Below are 16,272 nucleotides of genomic sequence, written 5' to 3'. Positions count from 1 at the left end.
GCTGCGCTCGACGATGAAGAAATTAGTCCAGCAAATAGCCGGAGCCGCGAATGGTGCGGATCGCCGGCCGGCCGCTGGCGTCATCCACTTTCTTTCTCAGGCGGCCGACGTGAACATCGATCAGATTAGTACCAGGATCGAAACGGCAGCCCCATACGCCTTCGAAAATCATGGTTCGCGTGAGCACCTGACCTACATGACGCATCATGAATTCGAGCACGCGAAACTCGGTCGGCTGCAGGTCGAGCACACGGCCGTGAAGCGTGGCGCGGCGGCGCACGAGATTGAGCTCCAGGCCATGCACGCGCAAGACCGTTTCGTCGGATGCGGGTCCCGCCTTGCGTCGAAGCAAGGCTTCCACGCGGGCGCGCATTTCATCGTGAGAGAAAGGCTTGGTGAGATAGTCGTCACCGCCTGCTCGCAGTCCGCGCACGCGGTCATCCACATGGCTCATTGAACTGACGATCAGCACAGGCGTGTCTATGCCGACGCCTCGCATGGTCGTCACAATCGTGAGGCCATCCAGGTCCGGCAACATGCGATCAAGCGTGACGATGTCATAACCGCCGCCAATGGCTTTCGCAATACCGTCGCGGCCCGTGCGGGCAACCTGGACCGTATAGCCCGGTGCGGACAATGCACGTGTCACTTCCTGCGCCATCAGTTCGTCATCTTCTATGGCAAGTACTTTCGGCATTACAACGCGCTCCAGAGTGGGGGATGCACGTCAGGCCGCGGCACGAAGTCCTACCGTGTTATCAGGGGCACGGTACTGGCTCACCGAGAAGTCGATGAAATGCCGGACCTTCGCCGAGAGATAGTTGCGACCCGTATAGAGAATGGACACCTGGCGTACGCCACCCGCAATCTGGAACTGGCCGAGGATGGGCAGCAGGAGGCCTTTCGCCAGATCGTCCTTGACCAGCGGTGCCGGCAACAACGCGATCCCCATGTCCGCCAGCGCTGCCGAACGCACCGTTGCACTGCTGGTTGCGTGCAGCGCATTTCCGGTCGCCACGCGATACACGCCGTTCTGATCCGAGAATTCCCAATTACGCGCGGAGCCGTCGGAGATCGACAGCAGATGATGATGCGCGAGCGCTGCGGGATTCACGGGCGTGCCGTTCTGGGAGAGATAACCGGGCGAAGCGACCGTGACCTCCTTGAACGCGGTGAGATGACGGCAGACCAGCGACGAGTTCGGCAGGTTGCGATAGGCAGAAAAACCGACATCGAAACCTCCCTCGATTAACTCGATCGGCGAGTCGTAGGTCGTCACATCAAAGCCAATGCGCGGATACGCTGCACGATACGCCGCGAGCAGATTGCTCAAGCCGCACGCGGCGTAGGTCGTCGACGCCGCCACGCGCAACGTTCCGCTGAGATCGCGGGTTGAGCGCACGAGGCTCTCTTCAATCGTATCGAGTTGCTGGATGATCGTGCGGCAACCGTCCACATAGGACTGTCCCGCTTCGGTCAACGAGAGCCGACGCGTGGAGCGATTCAGGAGGCGCATGTTCAGGTGCGCTTCCAGCATGCTGATGCTACGGGTGACTGCTGCGGCCGACATGCCGAGTTGCTTGGCGGCCAGACTGAAGCTGGTGAGATCGACCACGCGGGTGAACACGCGCATTGCTTGTAGCTGATTCATGACGGGCAGCCTGTATCGATTTGACTGACCGCATGATCTGCTACGTGACGTAACAAGGACGCGCCTGCTTTATTAAGTCTTTTTTAACTTTGTCGGCCGTTCTTAAGGCAACCATAAATCAATGGCGTGGCGCATTCGATACACGCAAACCCTCGATGATGGGAATGCCACAAAACAAGAACAGCGCTCAAACCTAGCGCACGTCTGCCTTCGCGCTGATCGCCCAAGCCTTGCTTTCGAAAACTGAAAATCTGTCATTCAGTTCGACCACGCTGCCTGGCGACGCTCGCTCCGTAGACTTCGATGCTCTGAGGTCAGGGCCGCACTCAACGCTGCATGTCCTCCCGCTCGAAGCATTGCCTGCTTCGCTTAAGCGTACGGCCGAAGTCACGCAGCGTTGCAAGCTGCCTCCTGACCCGGAACCCGTTATCTATGTGGAGTTCAAGATGAAGAAAGTTCTGTTGGCTGCAACTATTTCCAGCCTGTTCGCAGTAGCCGCTCACGCGCAAAGCAGCGTCACGCTGTATGGCGTGATCGATGCCGGGGTGGTGTATGCGAACAACTCGCACACGCCGGGTTCGGCCTCGTCGGGCCAATCGTGGGGTGTGGGTAGCGGCAACGTCAGTGACACGCTGTGGGGCTTGAAGGGCAGCGAAGACCTGGGTGGCGGCATGCACGCCATCTTCAAGTTGGAAGATGGCTTCAACGTGAACAACGGCGCGTTCTCGCAGTCGAATGAGATCTTCGGCCGTCAGGCATATGTTGGTTTGCAATCGAACCAGTACGGTACGGTGACGCTCGGCAAGCAATACGATTCCACGGTTGATTATCTGGCGCCGCTGTCGGAAGCCGGCCAGGGTCTGGGCAACAACCTTGCCGCCCACCCGTTCGATAACGACAATCTGGACAATAGCTTCAGCATCAGCAACTCGGTGAAGTTCGCGAGCATTGATTACGCCGGTTTCAAGTTCGGCGGTTTGTACGGCTTTTCGAACAAGGCGGGCGCATTCTCGGACAATCGCGCTTATAGCGCGGGCGCGTCTTACTCCAATGGCCCGTTGAGCTTCGCTGCGTCGTATTTGCAGATCAACAATCCCGGCCAGGGCGACAACGCGAATGGTGCAGTGTCGGGAGCGAATAACACATCAACGTTCGTCGCCGCGCGTCAACGCACGTTCGGCGGTGGTGTCAACTACGCTTTCGGCCCGGCCACGGTGGGATTCGTGTACACGCACACGAAGCTTGACGGCCTCGATGCGATCAACATGAACGACGGTTATACGGCCTTGTCGGGTAACAGTCTGCGTCTGGACAACTACGAAGTGAATACGCGTTACGCGTTGACACCGGCGATGAGTCTCGAAGGCGCTTACACGTTCACGAACGGCTCGTTCAACACGGCGGCCGGCGATGCTAAGCCGAAGTATCACCAGTTCTCGCTGCTTGCAGACTATGACTTGAGCAAACGCACCGACGTATATGCGGAAGGCGTGTTTCAACACGCGTCGGGTGGCGACGGCACGGCGTTGGGTGATGCAGCGATCAACGGCCTGAGCCCGTCTACAACGGACAAGCAAGTGGCCGTAACGGTCGGCATGCGTCACCGGTTCTAAGTCGCTGGGCGTGAGTGAGTAAATGATCGACGCCGCGTGGTTTCATGCGGCGTCGTTTTTTTGCTTGTAGATGGGTATGCGGGGCGGATAAAAAAACTAAAGGCTAGCCGACAAGGAAATCGGCTAGCCTTAAAGTTCTTAGCGGCTTGTTGCATCGAAGTTTAAAGATTTTCGATCGTCCAGCATTGCAGTTAGCGATGTCTCGGCAATGCTGCACTCCCGATTCAGCGGACGTGATGAACCTGCGGGCCTGAAGACCCACGCACCTGCCTTGAAGGACACGAACGAAAGGGCGCATTGCCCCGGACCTTCGGCGCGCGCCCGTCTCCATTTCTGCTCCTGATAGCAGTAGCGGGCTGTTTCGCGCCACATCACAGCCAACGTGTTGGCAGTGGGGTGACTCAGCACACGTACGACAAACGTGCCGGCGGCACGCGTGTTCAACTCGGTATCTGGCTCACTTCAAACGACTGTGGCACCGGCTTGACGATAGCGTCCTGCAGGCGCTCGAGGCTCGACTGAGGAATCGCAAAGCCAGCCCAACCGAGCCCGGTATGACGCAGCAGCAGCACGACCCCGTCGAACAACGGATTCTTGTCCAGATACCAGCACGGATCAATTTCGATCACATAGTTATGCGTGCGCGACGGTTCGTGCGGCAAGGCCGGCGACAGCCCCGAGCGAATCTGGCCAAGACGTTCTATCAGCAGGTCGACGTCATCGACATCGAGGATTGCCGCGTTCGATCCAATATCGAAGCGTACTGCCTGACGCCCGGAATCGTGGACCGCCTCGACTAATAGTGTTTGGTACATCGCGAAACTCCCAATGTGTAATCGGTCCATTCATTATGGAATTTCGCGACTTGCGAAATCTGAAACAACGCTATCGGAGAATGAAGTTTTTTTTAGATTTGACCGGATCGTGGGCGCTGCTGCGGTCGCTGCAGGCCGCTTGCCGGCCAACAATGGGTGAGTGGTTCGGCGAAATACATAGTCATACGAAGTAAATGACACTGAAGATCTGGAACGAAATGACGATTCCCGGGCCGACTCGGCCCGGCGTTTTCGCGGTACGTCCGAATCCCGTCTAGCAGCGTAGAGGTGCTTCACCTATACCGACGCTGAACGGATCTGATTTTCCGTGACAGTGAAACGAAAGCACGACTGTAAGAGACGTTCGAGATAGCCCCACGGGTTTTCAACCCGCCGGATGCTCGTCGAGACGTCCCATATTGCGGGTCATGCTCCCGAAAAATATTGTGCGTTCGCACATTTTTATGGTCCATCGGACGTCATGAAACACTTTTAAATCAAGCCACAAGCCTGCATCACGAAAAATTCATCACTGTTGCGCTGCAAAATATTTGTGACTGAATTATGCTCGTTAACCCTTACGCAGGATGCTCGTACTCGCTGGCGAGCTTTCGTTTCCTTACGTCCACGGTTTAACGACAGACCGGGGGAAACAGGCTAACGATTGACTTTCATTCTTTCACACTTAGTAGCGGATTTGCCCCAGGCAGTGCCGATTAGCGCTCAAACAAGGTCTTATCTCAGCGATGTCATCCTTACCGCTTCTCAGTCTTGCCATTTGGCTTCCAATCATCTTTGGCGTCGCGATCCTCAGGATCGGGTCCGACCGCAACCCGATGCCTGCGCGCTGGCTCGCGCTTGCCGGGTCGGCCGTCTGCTTCGTCGTCACGCTGCCGCTGGTCAGCGGATTTGAAACCCATTCTGCTGCGATGCAGTTCGTCGAACGCGTGAACTGGCTGCCGGCTTTCGATATCTCGTATCACCTCGGTGTCGATGGCATCTCGATGTGGCTCACGGTGCTCACCGCGTTCACGACGCTGATCGTGACCATTGCTTCGTGGAACGTGATCACGGTGCGCGTTGCGCAATATCTCGCGTCGTTCATGTTTCTGTCGGGCCTGATGATCGGGACCTTCGCCTCGCTCGACGGCATGCTGTTCTTCGTCTTTTTCGAAGCGACGCTGATTCCCATGTATTTGCTGATTGGCTCCTGGGGCGGAACCGGACGCGTGCTTGCGGCCGTCAAGTTCTTCTTCTTTTCGCTGGTTGGCTCGCTGATGATGCTGATGGCGATGTTGAATCTGTATCAGCAATCGCATACCTTCGACCTCGCCAGCTGGCAGGCGCTGCCCATGAGCTTCACGCCGCAGGTGCTGGTGTTCATCGCGTTCTTTGCGGCCTTTGCCGTCAAGGTTCCGATGTGGCCGATCCATACATGGCTGCCACAGGTCCACCTTGAAGCGCCCACGGGCGCTTCGGTCGTGCTCGGCATGTTGAAGCTCGGCGCATACGGCTTCCTCCGGTTCGCGTTGCCTGTCACGCCGGACGTGGCGCATTTCTTTTCGCCGGTGATCATCGTGCTGTCGTTGATTGCGGTGATCTATGCAAGCCTGGTCGCGCTGGCGCAAACGGACATGAGCAAGCTGCTCGCGTACTCGGCCATCGCGCACATGGGGCTCGTCACGTTGGGGCTGTTCCTGTTCAACGACATCGGCTTGGACGGCGCCATCGTGCAGATGATTTCGTATGGCTTTGTCTCGGGCGCGATGTTTCTGTGCATCGGCATTCTGTGGGAGCGGATGCACACGCGTTCAATGGATGCCTACGGCGGCGTCGCCAACGTGATGCCGCGTTTCGCGGTCTTCGCCATGCTGTTTTCGATGGCTAATGTAGGCTTGCCCGGCACCTCGGGTTTTGTCGGCGAATTCATGGTCATCATGGGTGCGGTCAAGTTCAATTTCTGGATCGGAGCGCTGGCTTGCACGACGCTGATCCTGAGCGCTTCGTACACGCTGTGGATGTACAAGCGAACCATCTACGGACCGGTCGGCAATGCGGGCGTAGCCGGTCTCGGCGATCTCGGCAAACGCGAGTTTGGGATGCTGGGTGCGCTCGCGGTGCTGGTGCTGGCGATCGGCGTTTATCCGAAACCGCTGACCGATTCTATCGATGCATCCGCTGCCAATCTGCTCAAGCAAGCTGATGAGTCGAAGCAACCGCACACGGACTATCTCCCCGGGCCAGACACAGGACTGCACGCGTCGATTCACTCGCCGGCACCGTTTCTGGTTCGTGCAAAAGGGTTTTAGTGCTTGAGGAACGTGAGGCGCATCGCGCTGGATTCGGCGAAGGCCTTACGTAATTCAAAGATCAAGAGTGAACGAGATCACGCGTTTGCAATGCCCCGGACTTTGATACAACGGTCCGGGGTCTACCCGGACCGTCGCATCATCTCCCGGTCGTCATCGGATCGGTGGCATAACCACCTGCTGGATGGCCGGTTTTTACTGCACCGGCCGGTTCCGCGCGATCGGTCGTCAAGCCGAGCGCCTGCCGTTCGAACAACCGCCGGTACAAGCCGTTGTGGAGCTGGATCAGCTTCTCGTGGCTGCCTTCCTCAGCAATCCTGCCTTTGTCGAGCACCAGCAGCCTGTCCAGCGCCCGCACCGTTGAAAGCCGGTGAGCAATCACCAGCGTGGTACGGCCGACCATCAGCCGCTCCATTGCCTGCTGGATCAGCACTTCGCTCTCGCTGTCGAGGCTCGACGTTGCTTCGTCCAGGATCAGGACGGGCGCATCCGCGAGGAATGCCCGGGCAATCGCCACACGCTGGCGTTCGCCACCCGACAACTTGATGCCGCGCTCACCCACGAGCGTTTCGTAACCCTGAGGCAGCGCCGCGATGAAATCGTGGGCGCTGGCCTGCCGTGCGGCCCGCTCGATTTCCGCACGCGTAGCACCGGGCCGGGCGTACGCAATGTTCTCCGCGAGCGAGCGATGGAACAGCACCGGCTCCTGCTGGACGATCGCGATCTGGCCGCGCAGCGACGCTTGGCTGACATCGGCAATGTTCTGCCCGTCGATCATGATCCTGCCGCCCGAGACGTCGTACAGCCGCTGGATCAGCTTGATCAACGTGGTCTTGCCGGACCCCGAATGCCCGATCAACCCTACGCGCTCTCCCGGCGCAATCCGCACCGAGAAGTCCTCATAGAGCGGCTTCGTGTGGCCGTCGTAGCTGAAGGTCACATGCTCGAAGCGGATCTCGCCTTCACGGATCGCGATCGGCCCGGCGTCGGGCTTGTCTTCCACGCCGAGCGGCTGACCTTCAAGCGATACCAGCTCTTCCATGTCGTTGACCGAGCGCTGCAGATTGCGCACGTGCATGCCGACTTCGCGCAGATAACCCTGCAACATGAAGAACATGGTCAGCGTGAACGTGATGTCGCCCACGCTGGCCTTGCCGGCTTCCCACAGCAACAGCGCAGCACCCAGGATTGCCGCTTGCATGACCACTAGCATGCCGCCCTGCACACCGCCGTTGATCGTGCCGCGCGCCCATGTGCGCCGCGTCCGGTGACGCCACTTGCCGATCACGCGGGCAAGCCGCGCTTCCTCGCGCGTTTCCGCACCGAAGGCCTTGACGACCGTGTTGCAGCTCACCGCGTCCGCCAGTGCACCGCCCATGCGGGTGTCCCACGCGTTGCCCAAACGAGCGGCCGGTGCGACAAAGCCAAGCGACAGGCCGACCGTCACCGCGATGTAGAGCAGCGACCCGAGGCCCACGACCACGCCCATGACGGCCCAGTGCATGCCGAGCAGCACGGTCGCGCCGACCAGCATGACGAGTGACGGGAGCAGGGCGATGAGCAACGTGTCGTTGAGCAGGTCGAGCGCCCACATGCCGCGCGTGATCTTGCGCACGGTCGAACCGGCGAAGCTGTTGCCGTGCCAGTCAGAGGAAAACCGTTGCACGCGATGAAACGCGTTGGCGGCAATCTCGCTCATCATCCTGAGCGTCAACACGATGATGTTCATGAAAACGAGCTGACGCAGCAACGTGGCTGCTAGCCCAAGGCAAGCCAGGATGCCGAACGCCGTCGTGGCCGCGCGCCATGCCAGCTCCTTGCCAGCCGCGCCGGCGGCGAGTGCATCCACGAGCCGGCCTGCGAAGAGCGGCGTGAGGACATCGGCCAGTGCCGACAGCAGCGCGAGCACGACAATGGCTACGATGCGCCACGGTTGTTTGCCCCAGTGAACCACAGTGAAACCAAGAACGTCTTTGAACGCCCGTCCGCCGAAGTCGAGTTTTTTTGTGTAAGCCATTTGCCACAGCCCGTAGCGCCCAAGCGCGACGAGGCTATCCGGTCGAAAGAAAATGAGAGCGACAGCCACAGCACGCCCGCATGTGCGGGCGAACTGAAACGGACTGTCTGGACATGGCGCGGGCTGCTGTGCCCGCGCGGACGGCGGCTTAAACTGGCCGGCGCGGCATGTAAGGGACGACGGTATTGAATGCGAGCATCTTTTCGCCTCCCTTTGAGAAATGAAAGTTGATTGACATGGAGCCGGGCGGCTATCCATGTCCCAATATTATCAGGCGCTTATAGCGCTTGCCAACCACTTTCGGCCACGCACATGTTGTCGAGCCGAAACAGCGCAAGGGACTGCTGCAGAGTCGCTGCACGATCGATCCCGATGCATGAATGTCCCTGCGCTGCAGGCACATTGACGAAAAGACCGGGCTCGCGCCGAGCGCTCAGGCTCAGGTTCAGACTCAGGCGAATCCGCCGAAGACAGCGTTCAATTGCTTGCTGGATGCGGCGCCGGCGAGGCCATCGAAAGAACCGGCCTTCATTTGCTCGGCGGCCGTCAGCATGGCCTGCCATGCAACCCGCGCCAACCCTCCGCCAACACTGATTCGCCGCACGCCAAGGTCGGCCAGTTCGGCGACGCTCATGCCGGGCCGCATCATCAGTACATTGAGCGTCTTGGGCGCCACGGCACGAACCATGACCGCTATGTCGGCCTTATCGACCACGCCCGGCGCGTACAGACAGTCCGCACCAGCGGCTGCGAAGGCCACGAGTTTGTCGATGGACGGGCTGAGCGCGGTTGGATCGCTTAGCAGGCCTTCGGTGCGCGCGACCAGGATGACGTCGTCGCCCGACCGGTCGATCGCCGCACGGGCCGCACGAACGCGCTCGACCGAGAGAGCGGTGTCGTAGAGTCCGAACGGCGCTTCCACGTCGCGATCTTCAATCGATAAACCCGCTACACCTGTCTGGATCGCGAGGCTCACGTTGGCCGCGAGCGTCGCCGGGTCGGAGGCGAACCCGGACTCGAAATCGGCGTTGACCGGCAGGTCCACCGCCTCGCAGAGGGCGCCCAGATGCTGCAGGACATCGGCGCAGGTCACCGCGTAGTCGGGCCGGCCTGTAGACCACGCGAAGCCTGAACTGGTCGATGCCAGCGCGGCAAAGCCGAGATGCTGCAGCATCCGCGCGCTGCCTGCATCCCAAGGGTTGGGCAACACGAAACAACCTCGCTGGTGAAGCGCGCGAAAGGCAGCGCGTTTTTCGGCGACAGTACGGGTCATCGGAACCTCATCGTGTGTGGGCGAATAGTGTACGAATAAGTCGGGGTTGGAAATACGATTCCGCTCAACGAGCTTTGGTACGGGTAGCTTCCGGATTCATCGAATCGGCGCGCAAATCCGGCTCAAGCGCGCGGGCTATTGCAGCGTGCTCGCGGCATGGCGTTGCCTGTAACGCTCGGCTTGGCCGGGGGCTCGACGTGAAGCCATCGTACACGAGAGCGGCAGCCCGGTTTTCACAATCACAACGGGCCGCTGTAGGGGTTTTCGTGGCTATCGGGTCATGAAGGCGTCACGAGAAGTCCGTCGAGCGCGATACCTTTTCCCACGTTTCAATCTCGCTGCCGAGGGCCGCCAATTTGTCCCTGACCAGGCTGAGCGCGTCGGTGCCGAGCAGCAGATGTACTGGCGGATGTTCTGCCGCAATCACCTCGAGCAACACGGCGGCTGCCTTGACCGGGTCGCCCGCCTGCTTGCCGCTTTTCGCCTCCCGCGCCTGACGGATCGGGGTGAACAGCGCATCGTAATCCGCGATGCTGCGACCCGCGCGCACCATCGAGCGGCCAGCCCAGTCCGTGCGGAAAGAGCCGGGTGCAACGGCGGTTACCTTGATGCCGAAACCCGCGACTTCTTTCGCCAGCGTTTCAGAGATGCCTTCGAGCGCGAACTTGCTGCCGCAGTAGTAAGCAATCCCCGGCATGGTGACGAAGCCGCCCATCGACGTGATGTTGATGATGTGACCCGACCGGCGTTCGCGCATGGCGGGAAGCACGGCTTTGATCATCGCGACGGCGCCGAATACGTTGACGTCGAACTGATGGTGCAGGTCTTCCAGCGGCGACTCCTCAAGCACGCCCTCGTGGCCGTATCCTGCATTGTTGACCAGCACGTCGATAGAGCCGATTTTTTCCGTGATCGTCGCGACAGCCGGGCCGATAGCCGCGAAATCGGTCACGTCGAGCACAATCGCGTGTGCACGGCCGGCTGCGAGCGCCTCGAATGTGTGTATGTCGGCTTCGCGGCGCATCGTACCTGCGACGACGTGGCCGGCATTCAACGCGGCTTCCGCGAACGCGCGGCCGAAACCCGAGCTCACGCCGGTAATGAGGAACGTCTTCTTGCCCTGGATGGGGTTCATGGTGCTGCACTCCTTGTCGGTGGTCGTGGACAGGCTGAGCGTCGCGATGCATCTCCAATGACGCATGACACGCGCGATCTCAGCAATGGCCGCATGTTAGGAGCGCCGCGCCGCAACGCGAATGCCGGTTCATCTGTTGTGTTTGCCTAATCCTATGAGCCGGTGGATTTCGGCGCTGGCAAGTGGCACATTGCAAGCTGGCCGCAAAATCTGACGAGACCGGACGTGACCCCTGAACGCGATGAACCCGATGACCGGACAACAGCGCAGCAACGCATGGCCGCGTTGCTGGAGGTGTTGGCGCCTGCGGAGGGATACAACCTGACCGCGCTGCCCGACGTGCGGTTCCTGCGGTCGAACCGTCCGTTGAGCCGGACCCCCGTGCTGTACGACCCGGGTATTGTGATCGTCTGCCAGGGCACCAAGCGTGGATTTCTCGGCGACGACGTCTATGTTTATGATGCGCAGCACTATCTTGCGGTGTCGGTGCCGGTGCCGTTTTCGATGGAAACCGAGGCAAGCGAAGCCGAGCCCATGCTGGCCATCTACTTTCGCCTCGACTTCAACGTTGCGGCTGACTTGATGCTGCAGCTCGACGAACGGGCGGGAGGGGTTCCAGCGAAGCCGAAAGGGATGATGTCGACTCCGCTCGACGCCCGGCTGGCTGCATCGGTACTACGTTTTCTGGAGACGATGAGTTCGCCCCTGGAGGCTGGGATTCTCGGACCCGGCCTCGTGCGTGAAATCTACTATCGCGTGCTGACAGGCGAGCAGGGCGGGTCGATGCGCGCAGCACTCACGCGACAAGGGCATTTCGGCAAGATCGCGAAGGCGCTCCGAAAGATCCATATTTCATTTCGCGAACCACTGGACGTCGAACGGCTTGCTTTGGAGGCGAGCATGAGCGTGCCGTCATTTCATTCGCACTTCAAAGCGGTGACCAATACCTCGCCGATGCAATATCTGAAGTCGACGCGGCTTCATCAGGCGCGCCTTTTAATGGTGAGAAACGACGTAACCGCGGCGGTTGCGTGCGCGCAGGTGGGCTATGAAAGTTCGTCGCAGTTCAGCCGCGAGTTCAAACGCCTGTTCGGGCGTAGTCCGATAGAAGAAGCGGACCGGATGAAAAAGACCTTCGCTGTTCCTCAGGCGGGACCCGATTCCATTTATGTTGCGTCGCATTGATCCAGGCATGATGATGCGTGATCCGGTTTGATCCCGATCAAGCGGTGCACAAACAGGGCAGCTCGCTTCTGCAAATAACGTCCTGATATCGATCCTGGAATCACTGCAACTGCTGCAACACGACATTCCATTAATTGGAATTGTGAAATCGCAATATTTCCATTGAGCGGTTGGCCCAGAATTCGCATACTGTTCTGTGAAGGGGCGCTCGCATCTCCCGGGCGTTCGGATTCAGATTCGGATTCGCAAACGAAGCCCGGCAGCGCGCACTCAGGCGCATCTGCGATTGTGCAACCGCACAATCGCAGATGTCGATACACGTGAAGCTGGGTCAGGTTTTGACGCGGGGTTTTGACGCGGTTCCAGACGTCGTCAAGCCCAAGAAGCCTTCCTGCAAACTTGTTGCCTACCGATCGGCGTTGTGACGCAAATTGCCAGGGTTGCCTGCCGACGCGGATGTTCGCGGTTTTTGAACGGACAGCGAGCGCCCCCGGTATCGACGAACAAGCAACGAACACACAACGAACCAACGAATCATTTCAAGGACCACACCATGTACAAGACCTATGGCTATGCCGCTCACTCAGCCAGTACGCCGTTTGCTCCTTTCGCCTTCGATCGCCGGGACACCGGTCCGCACGATGTCCGCATCGAGATCCTGTATTGCGGCGTGTGCCATTCGGACCTGCACACCGCGCGCGGTGAATGGGCAGGTACGGTGTACCCGAACGTGCCGGGCCACGAAATTGTCGGCCGGGTGACGGAGGTCGGCTCTGAAGTCACGAAGTTCAAGGTGGGCACGCTGGCGGGTGTCGGCTGCATGGTGGATTCGTGCCGGACTTGCCCGTCTTGCAAGGAAGGCCTCGAGCAGTATTGTGAAGGCAGTGGTTTTGTCGGCACCTACAACGGGCCCGACAAACACACGGGCGGCGTGACCTACGGTGGTTATTCCAAGTCGATCGTCGTGGACGAAGCTTTTACGCTGCTTGTTCCCGAGAACCTTGAACTTGCCGCCGTTGCGCCGTTGTTGTGCGCGGGCATCACTACGTACTCGCCGCTGCGTCACTGGAATGTCCAGGCCGGGCAGAAGGTCGGCATTGTCGGGCTGGGCGGGCTTGGTCATATGGGCGTGAAGCTCGCGGCGGCGTTCGGCGCGCATGTGGTGCTGTTCACGACGTCGGCCGGTAAGGTCGAGGACGCGAAGCGGCTTGGCGCGCATGAAGTCGTGATCTCGAAAGATCCGGAACAGATGGCAGAACACGTCAACTCGTTCGACTTCATTCTCAACACCGTCGCCGCCTCGCACGACCTCGACCAGTTCACCGCGCTGCTCAAGCGTGACGGAACAATGACGCTCGTCGGCGTGCCGGAGCATGCGCATCCGTCGCCATCGGTCGGCAACCTGATTTTCAAGCGCCGTTCGCTGGCTGGTTCGTTGATCGGCGGCATCGCGGAAACGCAGGAAATGCTCGATTTTTGCGGCAAGCATGGCATCACGTCGGACATCGAGATGATCCGCATGGACGAGATCGACAAGGCGTACGAACGCATGGTCAAAAGCGATGTGAAATATCGCTTCGTGATCGACATGGCTACACTCAGCGCGTAGTCCCTTGCTGGTATGGGTTTGGTCGTCGACGAACTGAAACGATACCCGGTTTTTAGCCGGCTGGATTAGGGGGTTACGATTTCCTTAATCCAGTTTTGCACTTCTGACTCGACCCAAAACTGTAGCGTGGTGTATTTTCCGCGGTTGCGGAAACGCTCCAGATTCATCATCTTGTGCACCATCGGTTTGCTAAAGCCGATCATGTCCAAATCCTGCGGCAAACGCAGCAGTCTCTTGCCAGGGATGTAAGAATGCCGGCGCCGTTCAGGCTCCCCTTCTGAATCACCATCCGAGCCATCATCGTCTGCTGCCTTCTCGTCCGCTGCCTCGCTCGTGGCCGTGCTGCGAGCGCTCGCCTGCCCGCAACTGCCCCCGCCATCGGACTGAAACATGTGATCGCGCCGAGCGCTGTACAAGCGCTTGCAGATGTCTGCATGGCGGTCGGCGGCGAATTGGGGGAACGACCCATCGATACTGGTTGTTGGGTACCCCGCTGATCACCTTCGAGCAGACCTACGCATACGGTGCTAATGTAATCACCAGACGTTTACTGTCGTAACGCGATTGTTTTTTCAAAAAGCTTTCGAATCATGACAAACGTAATTTCCGAACTGGGGCTTGTTTGCCCTAAATGCGGCGTTCCGACTCACGATGACTGGGAACTGCTGGCTGCAGGAGAACTTCACCAACTCACTTGCCAGTGCTGCCGCCAGCAGTTCTACGGCTTTATCGTTGAATGCGACGCTTGTGGGTCAGAGGACTTTATCGCTAGCGACTCAAAAATCGATCCCGAGACGATTGCCTGTTCCTCCTGTGGTCATCGCCGAGAAAAGGAAGGCACTTCAGATGAGCCCATCGCCGCTGATTCCAAGAAACAACTGGTTCTTTGCTAGAACGGGAAGAACAGGTGCTCCTCCTCCCGGCGTCATCGCACGAAGAGCTGGTATAGGCCGTCGCCGACCTGCTTCTGGAAGCTCTGAGGATGCCGATGGAGAATGTGGCTCAGGCGCCGGAGATAAATTCTAAAATCAGTTCCGGGTATCTGAGTCGCGGCGCCGTCGTAACCATCCGCCAGTCGACGCTTGGCAAGGTTCATGGCCACAGAGAACAAGCGCCATCAGTATGATCTTGCCGAGTCCGCGCGCAAAGCCGGTTTCGCCAACGTTACTGTGATCGACGATGACCTGGGTCGTTCGGGATCAGGGCTTACGAAGCGGCCCGGGTTTCAAAAACTTGTGGCTGCAATATGCAGCAGTACGGTCTGTGCGGTGTTCTGTATTGAGGCGTCACGGCTCACGCGCAACGGCCGGGACTGGCATCACCTGGTCAATCTGTGTGCATTGACAGGTACCTTGATTGTCGATCCCGATGGTGCCCACGATCTGCGGCTGACGAACGATCGCCTTCTATTAGGACTGAACGGATCGATGTCGGAGTACGAGCTCAGCCTACTGCGCGAGGAGAGCTCCGTTTCGCATTGCCGCCGGGATACTGCTGGAATGAGTTGGGGCGCATCGAGCTGGACCCGGATGAACGCGTTACGGAAACAATCCGTCTCGTGTTTCGGCGGTTTCGCGAGTTGGCAAGCGCTCGGCAGGTATTTCTATGGGCCAAGCTGGAAAAAGTTCAATTCCCGCTGTGAGGCAAAGCGCCGTTGGCAATCGAATTGCGTGGGAATCACTCCGCTTATCACAGCGTTATCAAGCTACTGCAGCATCCTGTTTACGCTGGAGCCTATGTATTCGGCAGGAAGAGTTCACAGACGCATGTGGTTGACGGGCGGCCAAGAAAAGGTAGTCCACGCAGCAAGCCCATGCAATCGTGGAATGTCTTGCTGGAAGGCCATCATCCGGGCTATGTCACCTGCAATGAATTCGAGGAAAATCAGAAGATGATTGCGTAGAATGTACATATGCAAAAGCGCGTGTCCCGCAAGTCTGCTCGACGTGGCCGTGCGTTGTTGGGAGGCTTGGTACGATGTTGTCGATGTGGCCGGATGATGCGGATCTTCTATGGCATGAGATCGGGGCAGGCTCACCGCTACCACTGCCGCGGGGATGATAGTCACGTTGGTGCTGGACTTTGCATTGGAATTGGCGGCGCACCTGTTGACAAGGACCGTAAGACTCAACTGCTGGAGGTGGTTTGCGGCATACGCGGTAGAAGCAGCGATACGAGCGGGCGAAACGCAGTCCCATGTAGACGATGAAGTCCGAAAGGCACTGATGCACAAGGCGGAAGAAGCACGCGATGAAGCTTCGCTGGCGGAACGACGCTACGAGGCCGTCGATCCAAGCAAGCGCCTGGTGGGACGTGAACTGAAGGCATGATGGAATGCACTCTTGAGCGCGTCGCCGAGCTTCAGATTCGTATCGAACGCCTTGATGCGAAGGTCTTTGCCCGTCCGGGAATCGATCGTGAGCGACTAATGTTACTCGCGCACGACTTGCCGACTGCGTGGAATGCTTCGGGCGCCACTCCGAGAACCAGGCAACGGATAACACGGGTTCTTATCCAGAAAGTGGTAATTGATCTGGATAACTCGTCCAATGAGGCCGTGCTTGCAATCCATTGGACAGGAGGGCGACACGCTCAAGTGCGTACTGCACGGATACGTGCCGGTCGTTACCCGGATGCCGATGCACAGTCCTAGCACGGGTCGGTG

14 protein-coding genes and 1 pseudogene are annotated in these 16,272 nt (G+C 59.0%); 7 read left to right on the top strand and 8 right to left on the bottom strand.

The window, feature by feature from the left end; all coding sequences use genetic code 11:
- Positions 1–22: 22 nt before the first annotated feature.
- Both ACSQ8V_RS37775 and ACSQ8V_RS37770 read right to left on the bottom strand, forming a co-directional pair.
- Positions 23–697, bottom strand: coding sequence for a response regulator transcription factor (locus ACSQ8V_RS37775; protein WP_213763740.1), 675 nt, complete (start codon positions 695–697; stop codon positions 23–25).
- A 30-nt stretch (positions 698–727) separates the two neighbouring features.
- Complete coding sequence (locus ACSQ8V_RS37770) at positions 728–1,651, bottom strand: LysR family transcriptional regulator (RefSeq protein ID WP_436209190.1); 924 nt, start codon at positions 1,649–1,651, stop codon at positions 728–730.
- Between the two features lie 446 nt (positions 1,652–2,097).
- Here ACSQ8V_RS37770 and ACSQ8V_RS37765 point away from each other — a divergent pair, with 446 nt between their 5' ends.
- A complete protein-coding gene (locus ACSQ8V_RS37765) occupies positions 2,098–3,264 on the top strand; it encodes a porin (protein WP_213763738.1) in 1,167 nt (388 codons plus the stop codon).
- A gap of 138 nt (positions 3,265–3,402) precedes the next feature.
- Here ACSQ8V_RS37765 and ACSQ8V_RS37760 read toward each other — a convergent pair whose 3' ends face one another.
- Positions 3,403–3,672 carry a DUF3331 domain-containing protein gene (locus tag ACSQ8V_RS37760; RefSeq protein ID WP_436186434.1) on the bottom strand — a complete coding sequence of 90 codons (270 nt, stop codon included), beginning with the start codon at positions 3,670–3,672 and terminating at the stop codon, positions 3,403–3,405.
- A 32-nt stretch (positions 3,673–3,704) separates the two neighbouring features.
- The gene (locus ACSQ8V_RS37755) at positions 3,705–4,079 is read right to left on the bottom strand and encodes a hypothetical protein (protein WP_213763736.1); all 375 of its coding nucleotides are present in this window, start codon (positions 4,077–4,079) and stop codon (positions 3,705–3,707) included.
- Positions 4,080–4,825: 746 nt separating this feature from the next.
- Between ACSQ8V_RS37755 and ACSQ8V_RS37750 the strand changes: the two genes are divergently transcribed.
- The gene (locus ACSQ8V_RS37750) at positions 4,826–6,388 is read left to right on the top strand and encodes an NADH-quinone oxidoreductase subunit M (RefSeq protein WP_213763735.1); all 1,563 of its coding nucleotides are present in this window, start codon (positions 4,826–4,828) and stop codon (positions 6,386–6,388) included.
- 139 nt (positions 6,389–6,527) lie between these two features.
- On the opposite strand, the gene ACSQ8V_RS37745 is transcribed toward ACSQ8V_RS37750, so the two are convergent.
- The 3 genes from ACSQ8V_RS37745 to ACSQ8V_RS37735 form a co-directional block, all read right to left on the bottom strand.
- Positions 6,528–8,405, bottom strand: a complete 1,878-nt coding sequence (locus ACSQ8V_RS37745; protein ID WP_436209189.1) for an ABC transporter ATP-binding protein — start codon at positions 8,403–8,405, stop codon at positions 6,528–6,530.
- A 451-nt stretch (positions 8,406–8,856) separates the two neighbouring features.
- A complete protein-coding gene (locus ACSQ8V_RS37740; protein ID WP_436209188.1) occupies positions 8,857–9,678 on the bottom strand; it encodes an isocitrate lyase/PEP mutase family protein in 822 nt (273 codons plus the stop codon).
- A 289-nt stretch (positions 9,679–9,967) separates the two neighbouring features.
- Entirely contained in the window at positions 9,968–10,813 is an 846-nt protein-coding gene (locus tag ACSQ8V_RS37735; protein ID WP_436209187.1) for an oxidoreductase, read from the bottom strand.
- 276 nt (positions 10,814–11,089) lie between these two features.
- On the opposite strand from ACSQ8V_RS37735, the gene ACSQ8V_RS37730 reads away from it, so the two are divergent.
- Together ACSQ8V_RS37730 and ACSQ8V_RS37725 are read left to right on the top strand one after the other, a co-directional pair.
- Positions 11,090–11,998, top strand: a complete 909-nt coding sequence (locus tag ACSQ8V_RS37730) for an AraC family transcriptional regulator (protein WP_436209269.1) — start codon at positions 11,090–11,092, stop codon at positions 11,996–11,998.
- 553 nt (positions 11,999–12,551) lie between these two features.
- Positions 12,552–13,607 carry an NAD(P)-dependent alcohol dehydrogenase gene (locus tag ACSQ8V_RS37725; protein ID WP_436209186.1) on the top strand — a complete coding sequence of 352 codons (1,056 nt, stop codon included), beginning with the start codon at positions 12,552–12,554 and terminating at the stop codon, positions 13,605–13,607.
- Between the two features lie 65 nt (positions 13,608–13,672).
- On the opposite strand, the gene ACSQ8V_RS37720 is transcribed toward ACSQ8V_RS37725, so the two are convergent.
- Positions 13,673–13,999, bottom strand: coding sequence for a helix-turn-helix transcriptional regulator (locus ACSQ8V_RS37720; RefSeq protein ID WP_436185183.1), 327 nt, complete (start codon positions 13,997–13,999; stop codon positions 13,673–13,675).
- A gap of 198 nt (positions 14,000–14,197) precedes the next feature.
- Here ACSQ8V_RS37720 and ACSQ8V_RS37715 point away from each other — a divergent pair, with 198 nt between their 5' ends.
- The 3 genes and pseudogenes from ACSQ8V_RS37715 to ACSQ8V_RS37705 all read left to right on the top strand — a co-directional run bounded on the left by ACSQ8V_RS37715 (position 14,198) and on the right by ACSQ8V_RS37705 (position 15,510).
- Positions 14,198–14,500 (top strand): hypothetical protein, encoded by a 303-nt coding sequence (locus tag ACSQ8V_RS37715; RefSeq protein WP_436185182.1) that lies wholly within the window; start codon positions 14,198–14,200, stop codon positions 14,498–14,500.
- A gap of 201 nt (positions 14,501–14,701) precedes the next feature.
- Positions 14,702–15,064, top strand: a pseudogene (locus ACSQ8V_RS37710) (recombinase family protein); the annotation flags it as partial.
- Between the two features lie 197 nt (positions 15,065–15,261).
- Positions 15,262–15,510 carry a recombinase family protein gene (locus ACSQ8V_RS37705; protein ID WP_436186432.1) on the top strand — a complete coding sequence of 83 codons (249 nt, stop codon included), beginning with the start codon at positions 15,262–15,264 and terminating at the stop codon, positions 15,508–15,510.
- Positions 15,511–16,272 lie beyond the last annotated feature (762 nt).

It is taken from the genome of Caballeronia sp. LjRoot31 (assembly GCF_964253885.1).
Classification (GTDB): Bacteria; Pseudomonadota; Gammaproteobacteria; order Burkholderiales; family Burkholderiaceae; genus Caballeronia.
This window is presented reverse-complemented; position numbering and strand designations above follow the sequence as displayed.